Annotated in this window: 26 protein-coding genes; all 26 read right to left on the bottom strand. The window is 62.1% G+C overall.

The genetic code is table 11. From position 1 onward, the window contains the following. Positions 1 to 70 precede the first annotated feature (70 nt). Positions 71 to 1,213 carry a flagellar biosynthesis protein FlhB gene (gene flhB / locus INQ47_RS22170; protein ID WP_404702593.1) on the bottom strand — a complete coding sequence of 381 codons (1,143 nt, stop codon included), beginning with the start codon at positions 1,211 to 1,213 and terminating at the stop codon, positions 71 to 73. A 2-nt stretch (positions 1,214 to 1,215) separates the two neighbouring features. Further along, positions 1,216 to 1,992: a flagellar biosynthetic protein FliR gene (gene fliR / locus INQ47_RS22165; protein ID WP_010955080.1), complete on the bottom strand. Its 777-nt coding sequence runs from the start codon at positions 1,990 to 1,992 to the stop codon at positions 1,216 to 1,218. Between the two features lie 7 nt (positions 1,993 to 1,999). Then, the gene (gene fliQ, locus INQ47_RS22160; protein ID WP_103462211.1) at positions 2,000 to 2,269 is read right to left on the bottom strand and encodes a flagellar biosynthesis protein FliQ; all 270 of its coding nucleotides are present in this window, start codon (positions 2,267 to 2,269) and stop codon (positions 2,000 to 2,002) included. Between the two features lie 21 nt (positions 2,270 to 2,290). Then, a complete protein-coding gene (fliP, locus tag INQ47_RS22155) occupies positions 2,291 to 3,046 on the bottom strand; it encodes a flagellar type III secretion system pore protein FliP (RefSeq protein ID WP_003254415.1) in 756 nt (251 codons plus the stop codon). Continuing rightward, on the bottom strand, positions 3,046 to 3,480 hold the full coding sequence (gene fliO / locus INQ47_RS22150; protein WP_031322757.1) for a flagellar biosynthetic protein FliO: 435 nt from the start codon (positions 3,478 to 3,480) through the stop codon (positions 3,046 to 3,048). The genes fliP and fliO overlap by 1 nt, the downstream gene beginning before the upstream one ends. A gap of 12 nt (positions 3,481 to 3,492) precedes the next feature. Further along, positions 3,493 to 3,960 (bottom strand): flagellar motor switch protein FliN, encoded by a 468-nt coding sequence (fliN, locus tag INQ47_RS22145; protein WP_029615633.1) that lies wholly within the window; start codon positions 3,958 to 3,960, stop codon positions 3,493 to 3,495. A gap of 47 nt (positions 3,961 to 4,007) precedes the next feature. Next, entirely contained in the window at positions 4,008 to 4,976 is a 969-nt protein-coding gene (gene fliM, locus INQ47_RS22140) for a flagellar motor switch protein FliM (RefSeq protein ID WP_021785186.1), read from the bottom strand. Between the two features lie 9 nt (positions 4,977 to 4,985). Continuing rightward, positions 4,986 to 5,483, bottom strand: coding sequence for a flagellar basal body-associated protein FliL (gene fliL / locus INQ47_RS22135; protein WP_176685407.1), 498 nt, complete (start codon positions 5,481 to 5,483; stop codon positions 4,986 to 4,988). Positions 5,484 to 5,700: 217 nt separating this feature from the next. Then, positions 5,701 to 6,966 carry a flagellar hook-length control protein FliK gene (locus tag INQ47_RS22130; protein ID WP_252458829.1) on the bottom strand — a complete coding sequence of 422 codons (1,266 nt, stop codon included), beginning with the start codon at positions 6,964 to 6,966 and terminating at the stop codon, positions 5,701 to 5,703. 70 nt (positions 6,967 to 7,036) lie between these two features. Next, the gene (locus INQ47_RS22125; protein ID WP_404702592.1) at positions 7,037 to 7,384 is read right to left on the bottom strand and encodes an Hpt domain-containing protein; all 348 of its coding nucleotides are present in this window, start codon (positions 7,382 to 7,384) and stop codon (positions 7,037 to 7,039) included. 48 nt (positions 7,385 to 7,432) lie between these two features. Continuing rightward, positions 7,433 to 9,124 (bottom strand): SpoIIE family protein phosphatase, encoded by a 1,692-nt coding sequence (locus tag INQ47_RS22120; RefSeq protein WP_404702591.1) that lies wholly within the window; start codon positions 9,122 to 9,124, stop codon positions 7,433 to 7,435. Between the two features lie 8 nt (positions 9,125 to 9,132). Further along, entirely contained in the window at positions 9,133 to 9,438 is a 306-nt protein-coding gene (locus INQ47_RS22115) for an STAS domain-containing protein (protein WP_279934532.1), read from the bottom strand. A gap of 308 nt (positions 9,439 to 9,746) precedes the next feature. Then, positions 9,747 to 10,199 (bottom strand): flagellar export protein FliJ, encoded by a 453-nt coding sequence (gene fliJ / locus INQ47_RS22110; RefSeq protein WP_103462206.1) that lies wholly within the window; start codon positions 10,197 to 10,199, stop codon positions 9,747 to 9,749. Positions 10,200 to 10,205: 6 nt separating this feature from the next. Then, a complete protein-coding gene (gene fliI, locus INQ47_RS22105) occupies positions 10,206 to 11,561 on the bottom strand; it encodes a flagellar protein export ATPase FliI (RefSeq protein WP_103462205.1) in 1,356 nt (451 codons plus the stop codon). Next, positions 11,551 to 12,345, bottom strand: coding sequence for a flagellar assembly protein FliH (fliH, locus tag INQ47_RS22100; protein ID WP_404702590.1), 795 nt, complete (start codon positions 12,343 to 12,345; stop codon positions 11,551 to 11,553). Before fliH ends, fliI begins: the two co-directional genes overlap by 11 nt. Before the next feature lie 162 nt (positions 12,346 to 12,507). Next, complete coding sequence (fliG, locus tag INQ47_RS22095; protein WP_003254434.1) at positions 12,508 to 13,527, bottom strand: flagellar motor switch protein FliG; 1,020 nt, start codon at positions 13,525 to 13,527, stop codon at positions 12,508 to 12,510. Continuing rightward, positions 13,520 to 15,298 (bottom strand): flagellar basal-body MS-ring/collar protein FliF, encoded by a 1,779-nt coding sequence (gene fliF, locus INQ47_RS22090; RefSeq protein ID WP_404702589.1) that lies wholly within the window; start codon positions 15,296 to 15,298, stop codon positions 13,520 to 13,522. The genes fliG and fliF overlap by 8 nt, the downstream gene beginning before the upstream one ends. A gap of 15 nt (positions 15,299 to 15,313) precedes the next feature. After that, positions 15,314 to 15,646, bottom strand: a complete 333-nt coding sequence (gene fliE / locus INQ47_RS22085) for a flagellar hook-basal body complex protein FliE (RefSeq protein WP_003254438.1) — start codon at positions 15,644 to 15,646, stop codon at positions 15,314 to 15,316. Between the two features lie 136 nt (positions 15,647 to 15,782). Beyond that, positions 15,783 to 17,138, bottom strand: a complete 1,356-nt coding sequence (locus INQ47_RS22080) for a sigma-54 dependent transcriptional regulator (RefSeq protein WP_103462202.1) — start codon at positions 17,136 to 17,138, stop codon at positions 15,783 to 15,785. Then, the gene (locus INQ47_RS22075; RefSeq protein ID WP_103462201.1) at positions 17,138 to 18,355 is read right to left on the bottom strand and encodes a PAS domain-containing sensor histidine kinase; all 1,218 of its coding nucleotides are present in this window, start codon (positions 18,353 to 18,355) and stop codon (positions 17,138 to 17,140) included. The genes INQ47_RS22080 and INQ47_RS22075 overlap by 1 nt, the downstream gene beginning before the upstream one ends. Before the next feature lie 202 nt (positions 18,356 to 18,557). Next, the gene (fleQ, locus tag INQ47_RS22070; protein ID WP_119714053.1) at positions 18,558 to 20,033 is read right to left on the bottom strand and encodes a transcriptional regulator FleQ; all 1,476 of its coding nucleotides are present in this window, start codon (positions 20,031 to 20,033) and stop codon (positions 18,558 to 18,560) included. A 167-nt stretch (positions 20,034 to 20,200) separates the two neighbouring features. Next, positions 20,201 to 20,494 (bottom strand): flagellar protein FliT, encoded by a 294-nt coding sequence (locus tag INQ47_RS22065; protein WP_404702588.1) that lies wholly within the window; start codon positions 20,492 to 20,494, stop codon positions 20,201 to 20,203. A gap of 16 nt (positions 20,495 to 20,510) precedes the next feature. Then, complete coding sequence (fliS, locus tag INQ47_RS22060; protein WP_019438376.1) at positions 20,511 to 20,912, bottom strand: flagellar export chaperone FliS; 402 nt, start codon at positions 20,910 to 20,912, stop codon at positions 20,511 to 20,513. Between the two features lie 127 nt (positions 20,913 to 21,039). After that, positions 21,040 to 22,428, bottom strand: a complete 1,389-nt coding sequence (gene fliD / locus INQ47_RS22055; protein ID WP_404702587.1) for a flagellar filament capping protein FliD — start codon at positions 22,426 to 22,428, stop codon at positions 21,040 to 21,042. Between the two features lie 83 nt (positions 22,429 to 22,511). Continuing rightward, on the bottom strand, positions 22,512 to 22,868 hold the full coding sequence (locus INQ47_RS22050; RefSeq protein WP_014590128.1) for a flagellar protein FlaG: 357 nt from the start codon (positions 22,866 to 22,868) through the stop codon (positions 22,512 to 22,514). 76 nt (positions 22,869 to 22,944) lie between these two features. Further along, positions 22,945 to 24,384: a flagellin gene (locus INQ47_RS22045; protein ID WP_404702586.1), complete on the bottom strand. Its 1,440-nt coding sequence runs from the start codon at positions 24,382 to 24,384 to the stop codon at positions 22,945 to 22,947. Positions 24,385 to 24,794 lie beyond the last annotated feature (410 nt).

Raw genomic sequence — 24,794 nt, 5'->3', positions numbered from 1 at the left:
CACCGACATGTGTCCACCACCGTGTAGGAACGGGCCCGCCCGCGAAAGGGCCTGAAGCCGTGACACAAGGTCAACTGTCACGCCGCAAATCCGGCGGGATCGGCAGGTCGTCTTTCAGCGGCTCCGGCCGCTTGCCCTTGCCAGCCCGGTACTGCCGGATCTGGAACACATACGCCAGCACCTGCGCCACCGCCAGATACAACCCCGCCGGGATCTCCTGCTCAAGTTCGGTGGAGTAATAGATCGCCCGCGCCAGCGCCGGCGACTCGAGGATCTGGATGTTGTGCTCCACGCCAATTTCACGAATCTTCAACGCCATGAAATCGCTACCCTTGGCCAGCAGCAACGGCGCCGCACCGCCCTTCTCCGGGTCGTACTGCAAAGCCACCGCATAATGCGTCGGGTTGGTGATGATCACGTCGGCATCCGGCACCGCTGCCATCATGCGCCGCTGCGACACCTCGCGCTGCAGTTGGCGAATACGTTGCTTGACTTCGGGCTTGCCCTCGCTGTCCTTGTACTCGTCGCGCACTTCCTGCTTGGTCATCTTCATTTTCTTCTGCGTCTGGTACAGCTGGAACGGCACATCTGCTGCGGCAATCAGCAACAGCCCGGCTGACATCCACAAGGCACTCCAGCCCACCACCTGCAAGCTGTGGATGATCGCCTGCTCCAGCGGCTCATTGGCAATCGACAGCAAGGCCTGGCGGTCGCTGGACAGCACCAGCACCGCCACCACCAGAATCACGAAGAATTTGGCCAGCGCCTTGAGCAATTCAGTCAGGGCCTGCATCGAGAACATGCGCTTGATCCCCGACAGCGGGTTCATGCGGCTGAATTTGGGCTGCAGCAAGCTGCCCGAGAACAGGAAGCCGCTAAGCGCGATGGGCGCCACGAAGGAAATCACGAACAGCAGGATCAGCACCGGCTGCACCGCCCAGATGGCCATCTTGCCCGAGGCCAGCAGGAAGGCCCCCATCGCCCGCTCGTCGACGATGATGTCGCGGGTCAGACTGAAGTTCATACGCATCAACGCCAGCAGTGTTTCGGCCAAGTGACCACCGAATGCCAGCAAGCCACCGGCACCCGCCAGGGTCACCGCCAATGTGTTCAGCTCCTTGGAACGGGCGACCTCGCCCTTCTCGCGGGCGTCGCGCTTGCGCTTCTCAGTGGGGTCTTCTGTCTTGTCCTGACCGCTCTCGCTTTCCGCCATGCTCAGCGCACCCTCGCCAGCTCACGCAGCCATTGCAGCGTTTCGCTGGCCAATGCCTGATAGTGGGACAGTACATCGGCCAGGCCGACCCAGAAGATGAACATGCCCATGACCAGGGTCAGCGGGAAGCCGATGGAGAAAATGTTCAGCTGCGGCGCGGCGCGGGTCATTACGCCAAAGGCAATGTTCACCACCAGCAGCGCAGCGATCACCGGCAGAATCAACAGCAGGCCGGCACCGAACACCCAGCCCATGCGCCCGGCCAGCTCCCAGAAGTGGTTGACCACCAGCGCACTCCCCACCGGCAGGGTGGTAAAACTTTCGGTCAGTACCTCGAACACCACCAGGTGGCCGTTCATCAGCAGGAACAGCACACTCACCAGCATGGTCATGAACTGGCTGATTACCGTGACGTTGACACCATTGGCGGGGTCGACCATCGAGGCGAACGCCATGCCCATCTGTACCGCGACGATTTGCCCGGCCACCACGAAAGCCTGAAACAGCAACTGCAAGGCCAGGCCAAACAGCGCACCGACGATGATCTGCTCGGCGCACAGCAGCATACCGCGCAGGCTTAACGGGTCGAACTCGGGCAACGGCGGCAATGCCGGCACGATCACCACAGTAACTGCCACCGCCACGTACAGGCGAATCCGCGCCGGCAACATGCGGGTACCGAAAATCGGCATGGTCATCAGCACAGCAGTCACCCTGAACAACGGCAGGATGAAGGTAGCGACCCAGGTGCCAATCTGCGTGTCGGTCAGCTCCAGCATCGCCGCGTCAACCAATGAGCTGCGGGATGTTGGTGTAAAGGGTGGTGAAGTACTCCATGAACTTCTGCACCAGCCACGGCCCGGCGACGATCAGCGTGATCAGCATCACCAGCAGGCGCGGCAAAAAGCTCAAGGTCTGTTCGTTGATCTGCGTGGCAGCCTGGAACATTGCCACCACCAGGCCCACCAACAGGCTCGGCACCACCAGCACGGCGACCATGAGGGTGGTCAGCCACAGGGCATCACGAAACAGGTCGACAGCTACTTCAGGTGTCATCGGCGGCTCTCCTTGACGGCGTCAGACGCCGCCGAAACTGCTGGCCAGAGTGCCCATGATCAACGCCCAGCCATCGACCAGCACGAACAGCATGATCTTGAACGGCAGCGAAATGATCAGCGGCGACAGCATCATCATACCCATGGCCATCAGCACACTGGCCACGACCATGTCGATGATCAGGAACGGGATGAAGATCATGAAACCGATCTGGAACGCCGTCTTCAGCTCGGAAGTGACGAACGCCGGCACCAGGATCGTCAGCGGCACCTGGTCGGGGCCGGCGATGTCGGTACGCTTGGACAGGCGCATGAACAGGTCGAGGTCGCTTTGCCGGGTTTGCGCCAGCATGAAGTCCTTGAGCGGCCCCTGGGCCTTGTCGATAGCCTGCTGGGCAGTCATCTGCTCCTTCAGGTACGGCTGCAGCGCGTCCTGGTTCACCCGATCGAACACCGGGGCCATGATGAACATGGTCAGGAACAGCGCCATGCCGGTCAACAGCTGGTTGGACGGTGTCTGCTGCAGGCCCAGGGCCTGGCGCAGGATCGAGAACACGATGATGATGCGGGTAAAGCTGGTCATCAGGATGACGAACGCCGGGATGAAGCTCAGCGCGGTCATGATCAGCAGGATTTGCAGGCTGACCGAATATTCCTGCTGCCCGTCCGGGGTGTTGGACAGGGTGATGGCCGGGATCGACAGCGGGTCGGCGGCCAGGGCCAGCGGCGCAGCCAACAGCAGCGCCAGAGTCAACAACGTACGCAGCGCGCCGCTCATCACTTGTTGTCCTTAGGGTCCTTGCCCATCAGCTCCATCAGCCGCTGGGCAAACTCCGGCGTCGCCTGACGGACGCTTGCCGGCACTTCCACGGGTTCGGCCAGTACGTGCAGGGCCTCGATACTGCCGGGGGTATGGCCGATCAGGATCTGCTCCTTGCCCACCTGCACCAGCAGCAGGCGGTCACGCGGGCCGATGGCACGACTGCCGACAATCTCGATCACCTGCCCACCCTTCACTGCGGTGCTCTGCAGGCGCCGCAGCAGCCAGGCCAGGAAGAAGATCAGGCCCACCACCAGCAGCAGGCCCAGGACCATCTGCGCCAGCTGCCCGCCGAGACTGCCAGGTTGAGCCGCCGGGGTGGCCGCTGGCGTGGCCGCGGCCATGCAGACGTGGCTGGCGAACAGCGCCGCAACTGCGGCGATGGCGCGCATCGTGCCCTTCACTCAGCGCAGCTTCTTGATACGTTCGCTGGGGCTGATCACGTCGGTCAGGCGAATGCCGAACTTTTCGTTGACCACAACCACTTCGCCATGGGCGATCAGCGTGCCGTTGACCAGCACGTCGAGCGGCTCGCCGGCCAGGCGGTCGAGCTCGATCACCGAGCCCTGGTTGAGCTGCAGCAAGTTGCGGATGTTGATCTCGGTACTGCCCACCTCCATGGAAATGTTCACCGGGATGTCCAGGATCACGTCCAGGTTCGGGCCTTCGAGGCTGACATTTTCGTTCGGCTTCGGCGAGCTGGCGAATTCTTCCATCGGCAGGCGGCCAGGGCCGCTGCTGCTGCCGGTGTCCCCGCCCAGCAGTGCATCGATGTCGGCCTGCCCGGCTGAACCGGTTTCTTCCAACGCTGCGGCCCACTCATCGGCCAGTGCCTGGTCCTCTGGGGAGGTGATCTCGTTTTCGTTAGCCATGATTTCCTCGACAGGCATTCAATTCGTTGTAAGCGACCGGCACACCGTCAGCGGCGTTCGATCGGGTCGATGATCTGCAGGGCCAAATTGCCCTTGTGCGAGCCCAGCCGCGCCTTGAACGCGGGCACCCCGTTAGCGCGCAGCACCAGGTGCTCGGGCAGCTCGACCGGGATCACGTCACCCGGCTGCATGTGCAAAATGTCGCGCAGCTTCAACTGGCGCCGGGCGACCGTGGCGCTCATCGGCACGGCCACGTCCAGCACGTCCTCGCGCAGGGCCTTGACCCAGCGCTCGTCCTGGTCGTCCAGGTCCGACTGGAAACCGGCATCGAGCATTTCCCGCACCGGCTCGATCATCGAGTACGGCATGGTCACATGCAGATCGCCGCCACCGCCGTCCAGTTCGATGTGGAAGGTGGACACCACCACCGCCTCGCTGGGGCCGACAATGTTGGCCATGGCCGGGTTGACCTCGGAGTTCATGTACTCGAAGGTGACCGGCATGATCGCCTGCCAGGCTTCCTTGAGGTCGACGAAACACTGGTCCAGCACCATGCGCACCACGCGCAGTTCGGTCGGGGTGAATTCACGCCCTTCGATCTTGGCGTGACGGCCGTCGCCGCCAAAGAAGTTGTCCACCAGCTTGAACACCAGCTTCGCGTCAAGGATGAACAGCGAAGTGCCGCGCAGCGGCTTGATCTTGACCAGGTTGAGGCTGGTGGGCACGTACAGCGAGTGCACGTATTCACCGAACTTCATTACCTGCACGCCACCCACGGCCACGTCTGCGGAGCGGCGTAGCAGGTTGAACATGCTGATACGGGTGTAGCGGGCGAAGCGTTCGTTGATCATTTCCAGGGTCGGCATGCGACCCCGTACGATCCGATCCTGGCTGGTCAGGTCGTAGCTCTTGATGCTGCCAGGCTCGGATGCACTCTCGGTCTGCACCAGACCGTCGTCGACGCCGTGCAACAGGGCATCAATTTCATCCTGGGACAGCAGGTCCTGTACGGCCATTGCGGACTCCTACTGCAATACGAAATTGGTGAACAGCAACTGGTCAACGACCGGCTTGCCGACTTCCTTCTGCGCCACTTCCTGGACCACTGCGGTGGCCTTCTGGCGCAACATCTCCTGCCCTACCGGGCTGCTGGCCAGGGCGTCGAACCCTTGCCCGGAGAACATCATCACCAGGTTGTTGCGGATCACCGGCATGTGCACCTTGAGCGCATCCAGATCGGCCTGGTTACGCGCCTGCAGGGTGATGCTCAACTGCATGTAGCGCTGACGGCCGTTCTGGTTGAAGTTGACCACGAAGGCAGGGGTCAGCGCTTCGTAGATCGCCGCTGGCTTGACGTTGCTGGCCGCAGCCTCGGTGGCAGGAGCCGGCTCGCTCTTGTGCATGATGAACCAGGTAGCGCCCACCGAAAGGCCGATCGCCAGCAACAGGCCTACCACGGCCAGCAGGATCAGCTTGAGTTTGCCTTTAGTGGCGGGGTCTTTGACTGCTTCGCTCTTCGCCATGCCAATAATCCGTCGTCCATCGGGGGTTCAAGGGAGGATGGCTTGGCTTGAGCAAGTGTTATGCCAGATTTTGCAGTGGATGGATTCCAGCAGGTTTGCGGTGCTGGCCTCTTCGCGGGCACGCCCGCTCCCACAGGTACCGCACAGGGTTCGAAATCAACGAAATGCCCGTGGGAGCGGGCTCGCCCGCGAAGAAGCCAGCCCAGGCCAATAGCTATCAGGCGTAGTAATCGACCGCACTGTCGCCGACAACCACCTGCCGCTCCAAAGGCCGGGCGCTGTCGACCGCCTCGGTCCCACCCTGCTCGGCCCGGCGCGCCGCCACACCGGACAGGTTGCTGCCCTGCGCCTGCCCCTGCTGCTGCTGCTGCTCGCGCGACTGGTCAGCCACGTTGACATCCGGCTGCGCCAGCCCCTGCTGGGCAAACAGTTCGCGCAGGCGGTGCACCTGGCTGTCGAGGGCATCACGTACGCCGGCGTGGCCGCTGATGAAGGTAACCTGGGTGGCCTGGTCCGCCGCAACATTGACGCGGATGTCGAGACGACCGAGCTCTGCCGGCTCCAGCTGGATATCAGCCGACTTGAGGTTCTGGCTGGACAGGTACATGACCCGGTTGACCAGGCCCTCGGCCCAAGCGTTCTGGTTCATTGGCAATGGCTGATGCAGCGGGCTCGCATTGGCCGGGACGGCGTTGGCGGTCTTGGCCGTGGCCGCCTGGGTCAGGCTGGCCAAGCGGTTGGCAAAATCATCGATGCGGGTGTCGCTACTGGCGCTCTTGGTGTCTTTCAGGCCGTCTTCAAGCAAGGCGCCAAAGGCCTTGTCACCGGATTCGGCGCTTTCGCCATCGGCATTCTCGACCAGGTTCGCCAAGGTATTGACGGCTGCCCGCCCTTCCTCGCCCTGAGCCTGGGCAGCATCAAGGGCATGTGCCGAGGTACCACCTTTGGCCTGGGCACTGTGCTCCAGCGCCAGGCGCAGGGTCGGCAGGTTGGCCAGGGGGTCAGCATCCGGGTCGAAGGCCTCCTCGGCAGACGGCTCTTCAGGCAATGTCGCAGCGACCTGGCTTTGCGCCGTGGCCGCCTGAAGCACTGGCGCCACCGCCTCGGCCTGCGCCTGGATCAGTTGCGCGCCAGGCTGGGCATCAGTGACCTGACCAGCCACCAGGCTGGCATCACGCACACCCGCATCGGCCTGGGCCGAATCATCTTCTGGCAACTTGTTGCCGTCATCGGCAACTGCAGCCTTGCCAGCCGGGTCTTTCTTGCCGCCCGTTGCCGCATCAGGCTTGTCCTTGGGCTTGGCCGGAGCGACCTTGTCATCCTGCCCGACAACCTTGTCGCGGCCCTGCCTGGCCATCATCTGGCCAAAAGCATCGCCCTTATCGCCCAGCGCCTGTAGCGGTTTGTCCGCCTGCACGGTGGCCGAACGCGAGGTCTTGGCAATGGCATTGGCTTGCAACAAAGGGTTGGGTGCGACAGGCATTGAGCGGTCTCCGCGCCAGAAACAAAAATCATCCTGGCAGAGACAGGCAAGACTCGCGCCAACTCGCCTATCAGCCTGCGGAAATACGCTGCTGCTCACCACGGTAAAAGTGCTGCACCACGACGAATTCCATGTCGATGCGGCTGATCAAGTCTTCGATACCGTACAACGGGGGCCGCCGCGCGCGCTCTTCAAGCTGTTGACACAGGCTGGCCAAAGCCACAGCGCCCATGTTGCTGCTGCTGCCCTTGAAACTATGAGCCGCCGCGCCAAGCTCCTCTGCGCTTCTGGCCGCGTGCAACTGCCCAAGACGCCGCTCTGAGTCATCGAGAAAAGTCTGCACCAACTGCAGGTAGCCATCTTCCATGACCTCACGCAGGTCACTGAGTACCTTGTGGTCAATATGCATGTCAGTCACTTGTTCACTCCTTGATCAAGCCAGATTATGCCCGAGCCAACCAGCGGCTCACCATACGAACTCCACATGCGCGCAACGCCCGCCCTCACTCCAGCGCGCGTCACTGGCCAACTGCCGCACCAGATTCAGACCGCGACCACTCAGCCCCTGATCCAGCGAAGGCCGCGAAAGCACTCGCTGCACGTCAAAGCCGGCACCGCTGTCGCGCACCTCGATCATCAGACGCCCACCGCCGCCATGCGGTTCAACCTTGAAATCGATGCTTACAAAGCCTTCGGTCAGCGAGCCCAGCCGCCGGGCGCGCTCCTGGTAATAGTCGGTAAAGCCTTGCACATCGCGCTTGAGCTGCGAGTCCAGGCCCAGCACACCATGCTCCAGCGCATTGGAATACAACTCGCTAAGCACACTGTGCAGGTTGCCCGCACGTGCGCGCAGGCCATGAATTTCCTGCAATAACTGCACCAGATACGGCACAGGGTTGAAGCGCTTAAGGCTCTCGCCGCGCACCTCGAAGGCCAGCGACCAGTCCAACGGGCTGGAACGGCCGCTGTCAGAGTAGATCATCGGTGCTGACACCCGCTCCTCGGCAGTGAACATGCGGATGTCGCACAAGCTGATGTCATCGCGCGGCTGCCCCCCAAAACGCTCCAGGGCCAGCATCAGCTCGTCGAACAACTGCACAGGGTCGCGGTTGTCGGCCAGTACCGCTCGCAGGCGCTGCACGCCAAACAGGCGTTCTTGGTCGTCGGCGGTATCGAGCACACCATCCGACAGCAACAAAAGGCGCTCGTCCGGTGCCAGCGGCAACACCTCAGTGCTGTCATCGAAGCGCTCAGCGGCCAGAATGCCCAGCGGCAGGTGCCGCGAACCCAGTACCGACAGCACCTGGCCATCCACCGACAGGCGATACCCATCGGGCATACCGCCATTCCACACCTCCACCGTGCCGCGCTGCATGCTGAGGTTGAGCAGCAGCGCACAGCAGAACATGTCTACCGGCAGGATGCGCTTGAGCTTGGCATTCATCTCGCGCAGGATCTGCGCCATGCCGTGGCCCTTGGCGGTCATGCCGTAGAACACCTCAGCCATCGGCAAGGTGCCGACCGCGGCTGGCAGGCCGTGACCGGTGAAATCGCCGAGCAGCACACGCATGTCGCCGGCCGGGGTAAATGCCGCCAGCATCAGGTCGCCATTGAACAGCGCGTAAGGCGATTGCAGGTAGCGAATGTTGGGCGCAGAAAGGCATCCAGAGTGGGCCACTTTGTCGAACACCGCCTTGGCCACCCGCTGCTCGTTAAGCAGGTGATGGTGATGCCGTGTGATCTGGTCGCGCTGCGCCAGCACGGTAGCCTGCAACCGGCGCAGACGGTCCATGGCGCGAATCTTGGCAGCGAGGATCACCGCGCTGTAGGGCTTGGCCATGAAATCATCGCCCCCCGCCTCAAGGCAACGCACCAGGCCTTCCTCTTCATTCAGCGAAGTCAGGAAAATGATCGGCACCAGCGCTTCGCCAGCCAATGCCTTGATCTGCCGCGCCGCCTCGAAGCCATCCATGACCGGCATCAGGGCGTCCAGCAGCACCAACTGGGGGCGCCGCTCGATGAACAGCGCTACCGCTTGCTCGCCGTTCTCCGCAGTGAATACCTGATGCCCCTGGCGGCGCACGATCTGCGCAAGCAGCAGGCGATCGACAGCACTGTCTTCGGCGACCAGCACGGTCAACGCCTGTTCGGCCGGCATGTCGGCGCTCAACTGATATCGAAGAGTTTTTCGAAATTGGAGATGGCGAGAATCTTGCGCACGTCGGAGCTGGCATGCACCACACGTACATCCGACTCATCACCGCCCGCGTGGTCGCGTAGCAACAGCAGCATGCCAAGCGCGGAGCTGTCGAGGTAGGTGGTATCCTTCAGGTCGACGACCACCGAATCCGGCCGCCTGGTCTGGCGTTCGTAGGCTTCGCGAAACTCCTGATGCTTGCCGAAATCGAAGCGCCCCTTGATCTTGATGGTCAGCTTTTTCCCGTCCTGCGAAAAATCAGTCTCGACTGCCATGCTAGCGATTCCTTCGATGATGGCGGATGCAACTGCTTTAAGGTTTAGCAGGCGAAGGTGGGGGTGGCAAGCGGATGCAGGCTCATGGCTTTGATGGCCTGTACCGGCCTCTTCGCGGGTAAACCCGCTCCTACATCAATCGGTGGTGTCGCCCAATACCGTGGTAGGAGCGGGTTCACCCGCGAATAGGCCGGACCTGCCAGCCAATATTCCCGGTCATACACCGTCGCAGCCGCCACCGCATTCGCGGGCAAGACCTCTCATTTGTTTCGGGCCAATTATTCCGCTGCAAGGCCTGCGGCGAACACCTATAGATGGTTTTGCCGCGGCAGGCGCTGCGACAGCTCATCCAGCAAGCGCTGCTCACGCTTGTCTTCAGCGCGCCGGGCCTCGTCCTGGTAGCGCTGCACCAGCTTGCGCAAACCCTCCACCCGGGCATAGGCCTGCTGCCAGGTACCACGCGCGTTGTTGAGGTTGTTCTGGTGCCAGACCAGGCTCTGACGCTGCTGGGTCATGGCCGTTTCCAGCTGCCCGAGAAAACGCTGGTAATTGACCAGCCAACTGCCATTGACCCCTTGCCCGCCGCGGTTGATCCACTGCAGCTGGTAATCCTCGCGAAAGCGCTCCAGCTCAGCCAGCTTGGCCTGGGCCGTGGCCACCTGCTGCTGAAAGTGGCCAAGGCGCTGAGCCGCCTTGCGCTCGGCCTCTTCGGCCATGTCCACCACCGGCGCCAGGCGCGCGGCACGCCCAGGCTGCGCCATGGCTTATCAACCTGCCGGGGGCGTGAAAATCGCCCCCAGCTGTTCGCGGCTCTGCGCCATACCCACGTTCTCGCGCAGACCCTGGCGCAGGAACTCCACCAGCTTCGATTGCAAGGCAATGGCCAGGTCGGTCTCCGGATCACCGCCGGCCACATAGGCACCCACGCTGATCAGGTCGCGGCTTTGCGACAGACGCGACCACAGTTGCTTGAACTTCTGCGCCTGGCGCAAGTGGTCGGCATCGACCACTTGGGGCATGACCCGGCTGATCGACGCTTCGATGTCGATGGCCGGGTAATGGCCTTCCTCAGCCAGCCGACGCGACAGCACAAAGTGGCCGTCTAGCACGCCCCGCGCCGAGTCGGCGATCGGGTCTTGCTGGTCGTCGCCTTCGGACAGCACGGTATAGAACGCAGTGATCGAACCACCGCCGGGTTCGCCATTGCCTGCCCGCTCGACCAGCTTGGGTAGCTTGGCAAACACCGAGGGCGGGTAACCGCGGGTGGCCGGCGGCTCGCCGATGGCCAAGGCAATTTCTCGCTGGGCCTGGGCGAAACGGGTCAACGAGTCCATCAGCAACAGCACATTCTTGCCTTTGTCGCGGAAGTATTCGGCAATGCGTGTGCAATACATGGCGGCACGCAGGCGCATCAGCGGCGCATCGTCGGCCGGCGAAGCCACCACCACCGAGCGCTTGAGGCCCTCTTCACCGAGGATATGCTCGATGAACTCCTTCACCTCGCGCCCCCGCTCACCGATCAGGCCGACCACGATGATTTCGGCTTCGGTGAAGCGGGTCATCATGCCCAGCAACACCGATTTACCCACCCCGGTACCGGCAAACAGGCCTAGCCGCTGGCCACGGCCGACGGTAAGCAGGCCGTTGATACTGCGAATACCCACATCCAGCGGCTTGCTGATAGGGTCGCGGTTGAGCGGATTGATCACCGGGCCGTCCATCGGCACCCAGTCCTCGGCCTTCATCCCGCCCTTGCCATCCAGCGCGCGGCCGGCGCCGTCGAGCACCCGGCCCAGCATGCTCATGCCCATGGGCAGGCGGCCACCGTCATCCAGCGGCACTACCCGGGCCCCCGGGGCAATCCCGACGATGCTGCCCACCGGCATCAGAAACACCTTGGGCCCGGCAAAGCCCATGACTTCAGCCTCGACCTGCACCGGGTGATAACTGTCGTCGTTGATCACCAGGCAGCGGCTGCCCACTGCTGCGCGCAGGCCTTCGGCTTCCAGGGTGAGGCCGACCATGCGCAGCAAGCGGCCTTCGACGATGGGCTGGGCCGGCAGCGCGATGGCCTCAGCGTAAGTGCCCAGGCGCTTGCCGAAGCTGGTGCGCTCAAGGTGCATCTGGGCTGTCCACGGTACGCTCGACCGGCGCATCCAGGTCTGTCGACATGTCTGGCGCTGCCGGGTGCAAGGATTGGTCATGCAAGTGGTCGAACAGCTGCGCCACCGCTTTTTCGATACGCGTCTCCATGGTGGCATCGATGCGGCTGTGGGCCGTCTCGATGCGGCAACCACCCGGCAGCAGCGCACTGTCTTCCAGCAGCCGCCAGTTCTCCTCATGGCGTTCGCGCAGGGCTTTGGCCAGCTCGAAATCCTGCGGGTTGAGGTGGATGCGGATATTGTCCGCCCCCATGGGCAGCAGCTTGAGCGCTTCGCGCAGCACCTGAGTGATCTGGCTGGAATCGTTGCGCAGCTCGCGGCCAATCACCTGGCGGCTCATGTGCGCGATCAGGTGTACCAGGCTTTTCTCGATCTGCGTGTCCTGCTCGGCGATCGGCTCCATCAGGTTGGCCATCAGCCGTTCGAGGCTGTCGAGCTTGGCTTTCAGGGCCTCTTCGGCCTCCTGCCGGACCTTGAGCTGGGTGCTGTGGAAGCCCTCGCGCTCACCGGTGGCGAAACCCTCGTTGTAGGCCTCCTGACGGATGGCTTCGAGCTCTTCCAGGGTCAGTGGCTGGACTTCTTCCAGCGGCACTTCCTCGATTTCTTCCTCGATGACCTCGGGTTCCGGCTCTGGCTCGGGCGCAGGCTCCGGTTCCGGGTCGAAGCTTGGCAGCGTCCACACGTCCACGCCCTCGAGGTCGCGGGCGCGTATCAGGTCGCTGGGGTGGTGTTCTTTGGTGGGCATGCTGTCATGTTCTCAAACCATGTTCGGCCGACACGGTCCCTTGTAGGAGCGGGTTCATCCGCGAATGCGTCGGCAGCGACAACCTCGATTGCCAGGACCGACGCCTTCGCGGGTAAACCCGCTCCTACTTAAGGCGGCGTCGGCTATGGGATCGCGAATACCTTAGATCATTTCCTCGGCGCCCTTGCCGCCGAGCACGATCTCGCCGGCCTCGGCCATGCGCCGGGCAATGGTGAGGATTTCTTTCTGCGCGGTTTCCACATCGCTGACCCGTACCGGCCCCTTGGCCTCCAGGTCGTCGCGCAGCAGCTCCGAAGCACGTTTGGACATGTTCTTGAAGATCTTGTCCTTGACCCGCTCGTCGGCGCCCTTGAGCGACACCACCAACACGTCGGAGGACACTTCGCGCAACAGCGCCTGGATGCCCCGGTCGTCGACGTCGGCCAGGTTGTTGAAGACAAACATCAAGTCTTCGATCTGCTCCGACAGGTCGCTGTCGATTTCGCGGATCGCGTCCATCAGTGCGCCTTCCACCGAGCTGTCGAGGAAGTTCATGATGTCGGCCGCCCGCTTGATGCCACCCAGGGTGGTGCGCGCGGCGTTGGAGTTGCCCGAGAACTGCTTCTCGAGAATCTGGTTCAGCTCCTTCAGCGCCGCGGGTTGCACGGTGTTCAGCGATGACACGCGCAGGACGATGTCCAGGCGCACCTTGTGGTCGAAGTTGCTCAGCACTTCACCGGCCTGGTCCGGGTCGAGGTAGGCGACCACGATGGCCTGGATCTGTGGGTGCTCGTAGCGGATCACGTCGGCCACGGCACGCGGTTCCATCCACTTGAGGCTGTCCAGGCCGCTGGTATTGCCGCCAAGCAGGATGCGGTCGACCAGGCCGTTGGCCTTGTCCTCGCCCAGAGCCTGGTTGAGCATCTTGCGAATGTACGCATCAGACCCGACGCCCAGGCTGGTCTGGTCGCCGACGATGTCGACGAACTCGCTCATCACCTGTTCGACCTGGTCACGGTGCACATTGCCCATCTGCGCCATGGCCACACCCACCCGCTGCACTTCCTTCGGGCCCATGTGCCGCAGCACCTGGGCCGCATCGGTCTCGCCCAGCGAGAGCAGGAGGATCGCCGCCTTGTCGACGCGGCTTAGCTTGGCGGTAACGGCTCGGTTATCACTCATCGGCGTTGATCCAGTCTTTCACGACCTGAGCCACACGGCCCGGGTCTTCGGCCACCAGGCCTTTGATTGCGTTGAGCTGTGCCTCGTAACCCTCGCTCGGGCTAGGCAGCAGAATGCTTGTCGGGCCACCCAGGCTGACGCGGTCGTTGGCCAGTTCGCCATCCAGACCCATCATGCCGCCCAGCTCCATGTCGCTGTCCGGGGCAGCCTGCTTGCCGCCCCCGGTAATGTTGTTCAGCACTGGCCGCAGCACGCCGAACACCAGCACCAGGATGAACACCACACCCAGCACCTGCTTGACGATATCCCAGAACCACGGCTGCTGGTAGAAGGCGATGTCGGCGATTTCCTCGCCACGGTCGGCGGCGAACGGCACGTTGATCACCGTCACGCTGTCGCCACGGCTGGCATCGAAGCCGACGGCGTCCTGTACCAGGCGGGTAAAGCGCGCCAGGTCCTCGGCGCCCCACGGTGCCCGCGTAGTATCGCCAGTGGCCGGGTCGATCTTGACCTGGTCGTCCACCACCACCGCTACCGACAGGCGGGTCATGCGCCCCTGCTGCTGGCGGGTGTGGCTGATGGAACGGTCCAGCTCGAAGTTCTTGGTGCTTTGCTGACGTTTGTCTGACGGGTACGGTGCGAGCATCGGCTGGCCGGTGGCCGGGTCCATGATCTGCTGGCCGTTGGCATCCACCAGCGGCTGGCCAGGTTGAATGGCTGCAGCCGGGGTAGCCGCGCCACCGGTGGTCTGCGGTGCCGAAGCGGCGCCTGGCGGCTGGTTGCTCAGCGCGCCAGGCACGCCTTGCGGGCCTTGGCTGCTGGCACGCTGTTCGTCGACTGACTGCTCGCTGCGCAACGCCGGCTGATCGGGGTTGAACTGTTCGGAGGTGGACTCGACCGCGCTGAAGTCAAGGTCGGCGGACACTTCGGCCTTGTAGCGGTCGTTGCCCAGCACCGGCTGTAGGATATTGTGCACGCGCTGGGTGAGCATGCTTTCCACCCGGCGGCTGTAGTCGAACTGCTTGCCAGCCTGGGTCAGCGCGGAATCCTGAATCTGATCGGACAGCAGGTTGCCCTTCTGGTCGACGACGGTGACCTGGGACTTGTCCAGTTCCGGCACACTGGTGGCGACCAGGTTGACGATGGCCATCACCTGCCCGGCTTCCAGTGCGCGGCCTGGGTAAAGCTCGACCAGTACCGAGGCGCTGGGCTTGCGCTCATCACGCACGAACACCGAACTTTTCGGAATGGCCAGGTGCACGCGCGCGGCCTTGACGTTGTTGAGGCTGGAAACGGTACGGGCCAGTTCGCCTTCCAGGCTGCGGCGGTAACGGGTGGCTTCCATGAACTGGCTGGTACCCAGGCCCTGCTCCTTGTCGAGCAGCTCGAAGCCGACATTGCCGTCGCTCGGCGCCACACCGGCGGCTGCCAGTTTCAGGCGCGCACGGGAGAGGTCGTCGGCCTTGACCAGCAGGGCCCCCGAGTTGGGCTCCACGTTATAGGAGATGTCAGCAGCGGCCAGGGTGTCCATGACCTGCTTGGTGTCCATGCCCGACAGGCTGCCGTACAACGGACGGTAATCGGGTTGTTGCGACCACAGCACCACGGCAAAGCCGATGGCCACGCTGGCCGCCAGGCCGACCATGAGGCCGATCTGGCGCAGCATGGGCATCTGCGAGATATTTTCCAGAAACGCCATGCCAAACAGCGGCGGCTTGGCCGCTGGCGAGCCAGCTTTGGCGGGGGCGTTTTCGACGACTGCTTCAGCCATGGGTTACATCCGTCCTCAAACCGGCATCTGCATGATGTCCTGATACGCCTGGACCAGCTTGTTGCGTACCTGGGTCATGGCTTGCATCGACACGCTGGCCTTTTGTGAAGCGATCATCACGTCAGTCAGGTCGACGCCGCTCTTGCCGATTTCGAACGCGTTGGCCAGTTGGGTCGAGGCCTGCTGCGTCTCATGCACCTTGCCGATGGCCTGGCCGAGCATGTCGGCGAAGGTACTTTGCCCTGGCGCCAACTCGGGGGCGGCGGTTACCTTGGGCAGCGACATGGCATCGGCCTGCATGGCCCGCATGTCCAGCATCAGACGATTGAATTCAACACCTTGGCTCATGACCCTTCTCTCTCCTGCGGCCGCATTTTTTTGACAGTCATGCGGCGAATGACCTACCTAAAGCAACAAAGGTGCCAGCCTACAGAGTTCAGGCAACACAACCCCTGTGGGGGCGGGTTCACAACGGAGCAGAGGGTCAGCCGAACAGACTGGCCTCGACGTCAAACCCGGCATCGCGCATCTGCGCCAGCTTGTAGCGTAACGTACGCGGACTGATCCCCAGGCGTTCGGCCGCCTCTTTGCGGCGGCCGCGCTCGGCGCGCAGGGTGTCGATGATCATCTGGTACTCGTGGCGACGCATGTCATCCCCCAGGCCGCCGGCATCAGCCACCACCTCGAGAGATGGCTCGGTGCCGGCCGACAATGGAATGGCGCCTGCCAGACAAAAATCCGCCGCCTCGATCACGCCCCCCTGCTGCAGAATCAACGCCCGCTGCAGGGCGTTGTCCAGTTCGCGCACGTTGCCCGGCCAGGCATATGCCTGCAGGCAGGCCCGAGCCGCTGGCGAGAGGCGCACCGGGGCATGCTTCATCTTGGCCACATGGCGCGCCAGCAATCGCTCGGCCAGTTGCAGGATATCGCCCGGCCGCTCACGCAGCGGGCGCCAGGCCAGCGGGAACACCGACAGGCGGTAGTACAGGTCTTCGCGGAAGCGCCCGGCCGCCACTTCGCCGGCCAGGTCGCGGTTGGTGGTGGCCAGCACCCGAATATCCAGGCTGATCGGCTTGCGCCCGCCTACCCGCTCCACCTCGCGCTCCTGCAGCACACGCAGCAGCTTGGCCTGCAAGGCCATGGGCATTTCCGATATTTCGTCCAGCAGCAGGGTGCCGCCTTCGGCCTGCTCGAACTTGCCAGCCTGAGCCGCGATAGCGCCGGTGAAGGCACCCTTCTCGTGGCCGAACAGGGTGGCCTCGAGCATGTTGTCGGGGATCGCCGCGCAGTTGATCGCCACAAAGGGCTGCGCCGCACGCGGCGACTGCTGGTGAATGTAGCGCGCCAGCACTTCCTTGCCAGTACCGGACTCGCCGGAAATCAGCACGGTCGAGTCACTGCGCGCCACACGGGCCGCCAGCTCCAGCAACTGGCGACTGGCCGGCTCGCAAGCCACCGGCCCTTCTTCGCCGGTGACCCGCCCGGCGGCATGCCGCTCCACGAGGCTGAGCAGCGCCTTGGGCTCGAACGGCTTGACCAGGTAGTCGGCGGCGCCTTGACGCATGGCCTCGACCGCACGCTCGACAGCAGCATGCGCCGTCATCAACAGCACCGGCAACTGTGGCTGCTGGCGGCGCAACTGGCTCAGCAACTGGTGCCCGTCCATACCGGGCATGTTGACGTCACTGACCACCAGGCTGAACGCGTCATCCAGTACCGCCTCCAGCGCTTCTTCGGCACTGCCCACCGCCTGATAGGCGAACCCGCCGATTTCCAGGGTATCGCCCAGCGCCTGGCGCAATACGCGGTCATCCTCGACCAGCAGCACCTTGATTGCCATTACACCCCCTCCGCCAATTGCCCGTCGATCAACGGCAGCTCTACCCGCACGCAGGTACCACGGCCGACTTTCGAGCGCAGGTTGATCGTGCCCTGATGCGCACGCACCACCGCCTTGACCACGGCCAGGCCCAGGCCGGTACCGGTGGCCTTGGTGGTAAGGAACGGCTCGCCCAAACGGCCGAGCAAGCCTGCATCGATGCCGCTGCCGGCATCGCTGACACACAGGTGCAAGCTACGTTCGCGGCGGTACAGGTGCACCTTCAGCCGTGCAGGGCCATCGCTGGCCTGCAGGGCATTTTCAATCAGGTTGAGCAAGGCGCCGACCAGCGTGTCGCGGTTGCACAGCAACTCGCCCAGATGACTGTCGCACTGCCAGCGCACGGCATGCCCCTGCACATGTGCCTGGGCCGCCTGTTGCAGGGCCTGGAACAGCGCTTTCGGGGTCACCCGATCCCCCAGCGGCAACTCGCCACGGGCAAACACCAGCATGTCGCGCACCTGGTGTTCCAGCTCGTGCAGGCGCTCCTTCAAGGTCGCGGCGAACCGCAGGCGGGTTTCCGCGCTCAGCGCTTGCTCGCTATCGGCCAGGTGGCTGGCATACAGCATGGCTGCCGACAGCGGCGTGCGAATCTGATGGGCCAGCGAGGCAACCATGCGCCCCAAGGACGACAGGCGCTCGTGGCGAGCCAGTTGATCCTGGAGGCGACGGGTTTCAGTCAGGTCGTTTAGCAGCACCAACTGGCCAGGCTCGGCATCCAGCGAGCGGGTGGCAATCGACAGGCGGCGGCCGTCGCGCAGCGAGACTTCGTGGCCGTCGTCCTTGCGCGGGGCAAAGCTACGGGCGATCACCTGGCGCCACAACTGGCCGATCAGAGGATCGCCGAGCAACTCGCAGGCGGCCGGGTTGGCTTCGCGCACCAGGCCTTGGCCGTCGATCACGATCACCCCACCGGGCAGCAAGTCCAGCAGGTTCTGCAGGCGGTTGGCCAGGCGCTCCTTTTCGCTCAGTTCGTCGATGCGCTGGGCGCTGACCACGGCCAGCTCACCTTTGAGCTCACTGACCCGGGCTTCGAGCAGGCTGTAGGACTGGCTCAGCTGGCTGGACACCTGGTTGAACAGGGCAAAGGCTTGCGCGATACCCTGGCCGCTGTCCTGCGCGACCGGGGTTTGCCCCTGCTGATCAGGGGCTCGTGATACGTGGGCGGCCTGGGGCATCGTGCTCTCTCGCGTGGCTGACCGTCATAAAAACGGTGTGTTGCCAGCGGTGTAGCAATAGCCGTGCCGGAGATAGGGATTTGTGCCGGCCTCTTCGCGGGCAAGCCCGCTCCCACAGGATCGATACACATCTTCAATTCGGTGATATCCCTGTGGGAGCGGGCTTGCCCGCGAAGAGGCCGGCATAGGCAACCGCCAGGCTTCAATCTTCCGCCTGTTCCTCGCCGCCCTGGCGGCTCATGCCGTACTTGCGCATCTTCTCGACCAGGGTGGTACGGCGAATACGCAAACGTTCAGCCGCGCGCGCAACGATACCGTTGGCATCGTCCAGCGCCTGCTGGATCAGCCCCTGCTCCAGGCTACCCAGGTAGTCCTTGAGGTCCAGGCCTTCGGGCGGCAGCATGGCGTGGTTGCTGAAGTTTGGTGTGTGGCCATTGATCGCCACGCGCTCTTCCAGGTCGCTGCGCAGGCTGTCGACCATCTGCTCGTCTTCGTCATCGACATAGCGGAATTTCTTCGGCAGTTCCGACACGCCAATGACCCCGTACGGGTGCATGATCGCCATGCGCTCGACCAGGTTGGCCAGCTCGCGCACGTTGCCCGGCCAGCCGTGACGACACAGCGACATGATCGAGGCGGAATTGAAGCGAATGGAGCCGCGCTTCTCGTGCTCCATGCGCGAAATCAGCTCGTTCATCAGCAACGGGATGTCTTCCACGCGCTCACGCAGCGGTGCCATCTCGATAGGGAACACGTTCAGGCGGTAGTACAGGTCTTCGCGAAAGGTACCGTCCTCGATCATGTTCTCGAGGTTTTTGTGCGTCGCAGCGATGATGCGCACGTCGATGCTCTGGGTCTTGTTGCTACCCACGCGCTCGAAGGTACGCTCCTGCAGCACACGCAGCAGCTTGACCTGCATCGGCAACGGCATGTCGCCGATTTCGTCGAGGAACAGAGTACCGCCGTTGGCCAGCTCGAAACGCCCGGCACGGCTGGTGATGGCCCCGGTAAAGGCGCCCTTCTCGTGGCCGAACAGTTCGCTTTCCAGCAGCTCGGCCGGGATCGCGCCACAGTTGACCGGCACGAACGGCGCTTCGCGGCGCTTGGAATGGTAGTGCAGGTTGCGCGCTACCACTTCCTTACCGGTGCCGGACTCACCCAGGATCAGCACGCTGGCGTCGGTATCCGCCACTTGCTGCATCATCTGCCGCACGTGCTGAATGGCACGACTGGTGCCAACCAGGCTGCGGAACAGATTGGGCTCGCGCTGGCGACCGCGCTCACGCGCCTGGTCATACATTTCGCGGTAGACCTGGGCACGGTGCAGCGAATCCAGCAGCTGGCTGTAGCTTGGCGGCATTTCCAGGTTGGAAAGCACCCGGCGGCGAAGGTCTTCCGGCAGCTCGGCAGAAGAAATTTCACCTAAAAGCAGAACCGGAAGGAACTCATCCCAGGTAGCCACTGTCTTAAGCAGCCCAAGCAGATTGCCCGGAGCATTTACGGTGCCGATGAGCACGCACAGCACTTCGCGGCTCGAAGACAATGGCTCGACCGCCTGCTGCCAGTCATGGCTGGCACACGCGAGGTTTTCTTCGCCGAGGAAGTTCAGCACCACCGCAAGGTCGCGGCGGCGCGCGCTGTCGTCATCGATCAGCAGAATCTTGGTTTCACGCCACATGCAATAGCAACTTCCCTAGTCATATCGGCGCCCTGCAGGGCGTGCTCGACATCATTCCGACTGAATGGTCAGTGTTCGGACGTCTGAAATTCGAAAACAGCCACTAGTAAAGTCAAAAAGGCCCACACAGTCAAATTTATGGCGCCTTTTGTTAAGTCGTGCGCATCTTAACTGAAGAGATGGTAAACCTTCGATGCATTTTTCGCTTGATTGATCTGCATCATCTCTTCGGCAATTGCCTGGCGTTCACCGGTTGTCACATCGATCAGATTGCGGTAAAGCTGCAGCACCCCTTCCAGCTTCTCGCGCAGCAACGCCTGATCCACGGCGTGGGTTTCCAGCACCTCGTCGATGCACGCGCGGCACGCCACATCCAGCTTGGCAATGGCTTCCCAGTCACGCTCACCCAAGGCCCCGATCAGGGCATCGCAGGTGTCATCGAGGCGTTGCAGTGCGGTCACGGTAATCTCCTTGCCATCAGCTGGCAGGTTGGGCGTCGGCAATGCCGTCCCAGCCACTTTTCACGGTAATCAGCAGCTGGGCAACTTCGTCGATAATGCTGGCATCGTTGTCCACATTGGCCTGCATCAGGCGGTTGGTCATGTAGACGTAGAGGGCGTCGAGCTTTTCGACGTACTCCGGGTTTTCGCTTTTTTCAGGCGACAAGCCATCGCGCAAGCCGATGATGATATCGATCGCCTTGCCCAGCATCAGGCCCTTCTCCGCAATGTCGCCACGCGCCATCGCCCCCTTGGCCTGCGCCATGCGATCGAGGCCGCCTTCCATCAGCATCTGCACCAGGCGATGGGGCGTGGCTTCGGAAATCTGGGCATGGGAATTGACCTTCTGGTACTGACGAAGGGCTCTCATGGGATTCATCTTGCGACCTCGTGACGGGCAGGCTTAAGGGGGAGATATTCCTTGTATCGGGCAGGCGGCGAAAAACTTTACCGGCCGATGACATGAAGCCCGGCATCTTGCACGGACTTCATGCAAGGTTCACGGATTAATCGTCGCTGTTCGCCTTGTTCAGTGCGTTGAGGGTGCTCAGCACCGAGTTCTGCTGCTGACGCAACTGAGTGACCAGGGTATCCATGTTGTTGTACTTGTCCTGCAGGCTTTTTTGCAGGGCTTCCATGCGGGCGTCCAGGGTATCCTGCTCGGTCTTGAGCTTGGTCAGGCTTTCGCTCAGGACCTTGGAGCGCTCGGCGAGGGTGCCGGTTGCGGCCTTGGCGAATGGCTCGGTGACTTTTTGCAGGCGCGCCAGCAGGCCATCCTTGCCATTGAAAATGCTGGTCAGGTCCGCCGCGTTGGTGGAGGCAACCTTGTCCCATTTCTTGTCGTCCAGGCTCAGCGCACCGCCATCCTGGGCCGAAGTGACACCAAAGGCAGCGAGCGACTTCAACGTACCATTGCCCGATACCGCATTGAGCTCCTCGCGAATGGATGACATCAGCGTACGCATGGTGGCATCCCCCGTCAGCGCCGCAGACGTCATGCTGCCATCGGCATTCTTGGTGACCTTGGTTTCTGCGTTCATCACAGCAAGCAAGGCGTTGTAGGTGTCAATGAAACCCTTGAGACCCGATTTCAACGTAGTTGAACTGGTCGTCAGCGAGAGAACTGTGGCAGTGACCTCGCCACTGCTCGCGTTGGTCGGCGACACACCTACCAGCTTGATATTGAGACCACTCACGGCATCAGTGATGTCATTGGTCTTGGACTTCATGGCAATGCCGTCCAGGGTGTACTCGGCGTCTGTCGGCTCATCGACAACGGTATAGCCGGTATCGATGCCCGAATTACCCGAAAGGGTAATGTCAGAGCCTTCACCCATTTTGGTCGAGGTGACGATCAGGCGAGAACCATTGGCATCCGTCAGCACGTTGGCGCTAAGGCCCGCTACGCCAAACTGGCTATTGATGCTGTCGCGCACCTGCTGCAATGTGGCGCCGGCGGGCACACTGAGGTCGAAGTCCTTGCCGCCCTGACTGATGGTCAGCGTAGTCGGTGTACTGCCACTATTGACTACCGATCCCGCACCATCTGCATACACTTTGGTCGAAACTTTTGACGCAGTCGCCAACTTGTCGACGATCAGCTTGAACGAGCCGTTCGCAGCCCCAGTCCCCATGGTGACGGTCGCGACCTTTTCATCCGAAGACTTCAGGCTCAGACCCCCAAAGCTGTTGGTATCGGTCATGTTGGTCAGAGCGCCGCGGAATGCATCCAGTGCCGACTGAATCTTGCCAATAGAGGACAACGTGGTGGTTGCCTTCAGCGTTTGGGTATTGATCTGGGCCTGCTTGGGCGCTTTTTGCGCGGCCACCAGGGAATCGACGATCGCCTGGGTATCGATGCCCGAGCCAATACCGCTGACTGTTGTACCTGCCATCATTGCTCTCCTTGTTCAGTAGCTGCCGGATCCTTGGCGGATAAATCCATCAAATAGTCGACAACAACAAAAATCATGCCAGCCTATGCCTGACCGTCGAACAGCAGGCTGCTGGCTTCACTGAGGCTCTGCGCCAACTTCAGCGCAGCTTCCGATGGAAGTTGCCGAATCACCTCACCGGACTGGGTAGCAATCACCTTGACTACAATCCGGCCCGTGGAATCGTCAATGGAAAAGTCCAGCTGGCGCTGGCTCGACTGGACGAAATCACGAATTTCGCCAACCGCTTTTTCCAGGTCCTCGCGCGAGTGTGGCTGATTATCGGAGGCAGCGGCTTCCTGCACCTTGGCAGGCGTAGCCGGGTCCCGCTCGCGATCAGCTCCTGGCACCTGGGGTAACACGGCTGGATACACCTGGTTCAGCTTGACACTCATGTCCATGTTTCGAACTCCTCATGTCAAAAAGGGTGAAAGGGCACGTAAACGCGCCCTTTCACCCTTCACTCAAGCGCCTGAATTACTGAAGCAGTTTCAGGACCGACGATGGCAGCTGGTTAGCCTGCGACAGGATCGCAGTCGAAGCCTGCTGCAGAGTCTGCTGCTTGGTCAGCTCGGCAGTTTCCGAAGCGAAGTCCACGTCCTGCACGGTGGAGCGGGCAGCGGTGGAGTTCTTCTGGATGTTCTGCAGGTTGTCGACGGTGGTCTGCAGACGGTTCTGGGTAGCACCCAGGCCCGAACGGACGCTGTCGATGGAGCCGATCGCTTTGTCGATAACAGCCAGAGCGTTCTGAGCGTTGGTGGCGTCGGTCACATCGGTATCGGCGATGGTTTTTTTGGTGGAGGATACAGAGGCACCACCGAACAGGTCGGTTGCACCAGTACCGGTAGCACCATCAGCAATGGAGTAGCCTTTCGCAGAGTCAAGCGAAACCTGACCAGTCACGATAGCATCGTCACCAGCAGTTGCCGACAGCGGAGTCAGAGCAGCATAGGCACCGCTACCGTTTTTGGCACCAACAGAGATGGCGTCAGCGCCAGCCTGCGATTTGAAGGTCAGGTTCTCACCGGTGTCGGATTTGACTTCCAGGCTCTTGGTCGACTCGTCGTAGTTGACGCTGATGCCCAGTTTGGCAGCGTTGGACTTCAGTTGGTCGGCCAGGCTGGCAGTATCGGTCACACCGATGAAACTCACAGTGCTGCCACCAACGGTCAGATCGAAGTTGGCTGGAGTGGTTGCAGCCGCGGCACCCACCGAAAGCTTGACCTCAGTGCTGGCAGCAGCAGTCAGACCACCGATTGCACCATTGAGCTGGGCAGCGATGTCTTTGGCGGAAGCACCAGCGGCGTAGTTCACGGTTTTGGTCTGACCATTACCGGTAACAACCAGGTCAGCAGCAGCCAGACCAGTTGCGCTAGGCGTGATGCTGCCGGACTTGATCTGCTGCGAACCGATGCTCTTCGCCGAAACGTTATCCAGCGACAAGTTGATGGTTTCGTTGGCGTTGGCGCCGACCTGAATGGCCTTGGTGCCGTAGGAGCCGTCCAGCAGCTTCTGACCACCGAAGGTGGTGGTTTCCGAGATACGGTTCAGCTCAGCGGTCAGAGCCTGGTATTCGTCGTTGTTCGACTTACGGTCGTCGGCGCTCAGCGAGCCAGTAGCCGAGGACAGAGCCAGGGTACGCATTTTCTGCAGGATGTCGGTCGAGGCCTGCATTGCACCTTCAGCGGTCTGGGCGATCGAGATACCGTCGTTGGCGTTCTTCACAGCCTGGCCCAGGCCATTGATCTGGCTGGTCAGACGGTTGGCGATCTGCAGGCCGGCAGCGTCGTCTTTAGCGCTGTTGATGCGCAGACCCGAGGACAGACGCTGCATCGAAGTGGTCTGAGCGTTGCTCGCCTTGGTCAGGTTGCCCTGGGTGGTGATCGACGCAATGTTGGTGTTTACAGTTAAAGCCATGACGAAATCCTCGTTGGATGGGTACTGCGGCTTCCGGCCTTGGCAACCGCCGGATTGGCCTAGAGAACCTTCGTAATGGTTATCGTCGGGTGCGCGGGTTGCTTGAGGGTTTTTTCAAAAAAAAAATACTGGCATGGGGCCAGCCCTGAGAAATCAAGGGGTTAAGGGCGGTTTATTGGCGTCAAAAACTGTTCGAGCTGGGGCTGAATGCCTCATCCCGTCTGTAGGAGCGGGTTCACCCGCGAACACCGGCTAAGCCGGTGCCATAGACCGAGCTGCCTTCTTCGCGGGTGAACCCGCTCCTATGTATGGACTCGCCCACACTGTCTAGCTGCTTTTTTGAACATAGGAACCCGGTTGCATCTATGTATCAGGCCTGTTCGAGGAAGCTTTTTGCTTCTGGCCAACAT

It is taken from the genome of Pseudomonas sp. 3HC3, from assembly GCF_044904505.1.
Taxonomy (GTDB): domain Bacteria; phylum Pseudomonadota; class Gammaproteobacteria; order Pseudomonadales; family Pseudomonadaceae; genus Aquipseudomonas; species Aquipseudomonas putida_Y.
The sequence above is the reverse complement of the archived record's forward strand: the minus strand, read 5'-3'. Positions and strand labels throughout refer to the sequence as shown.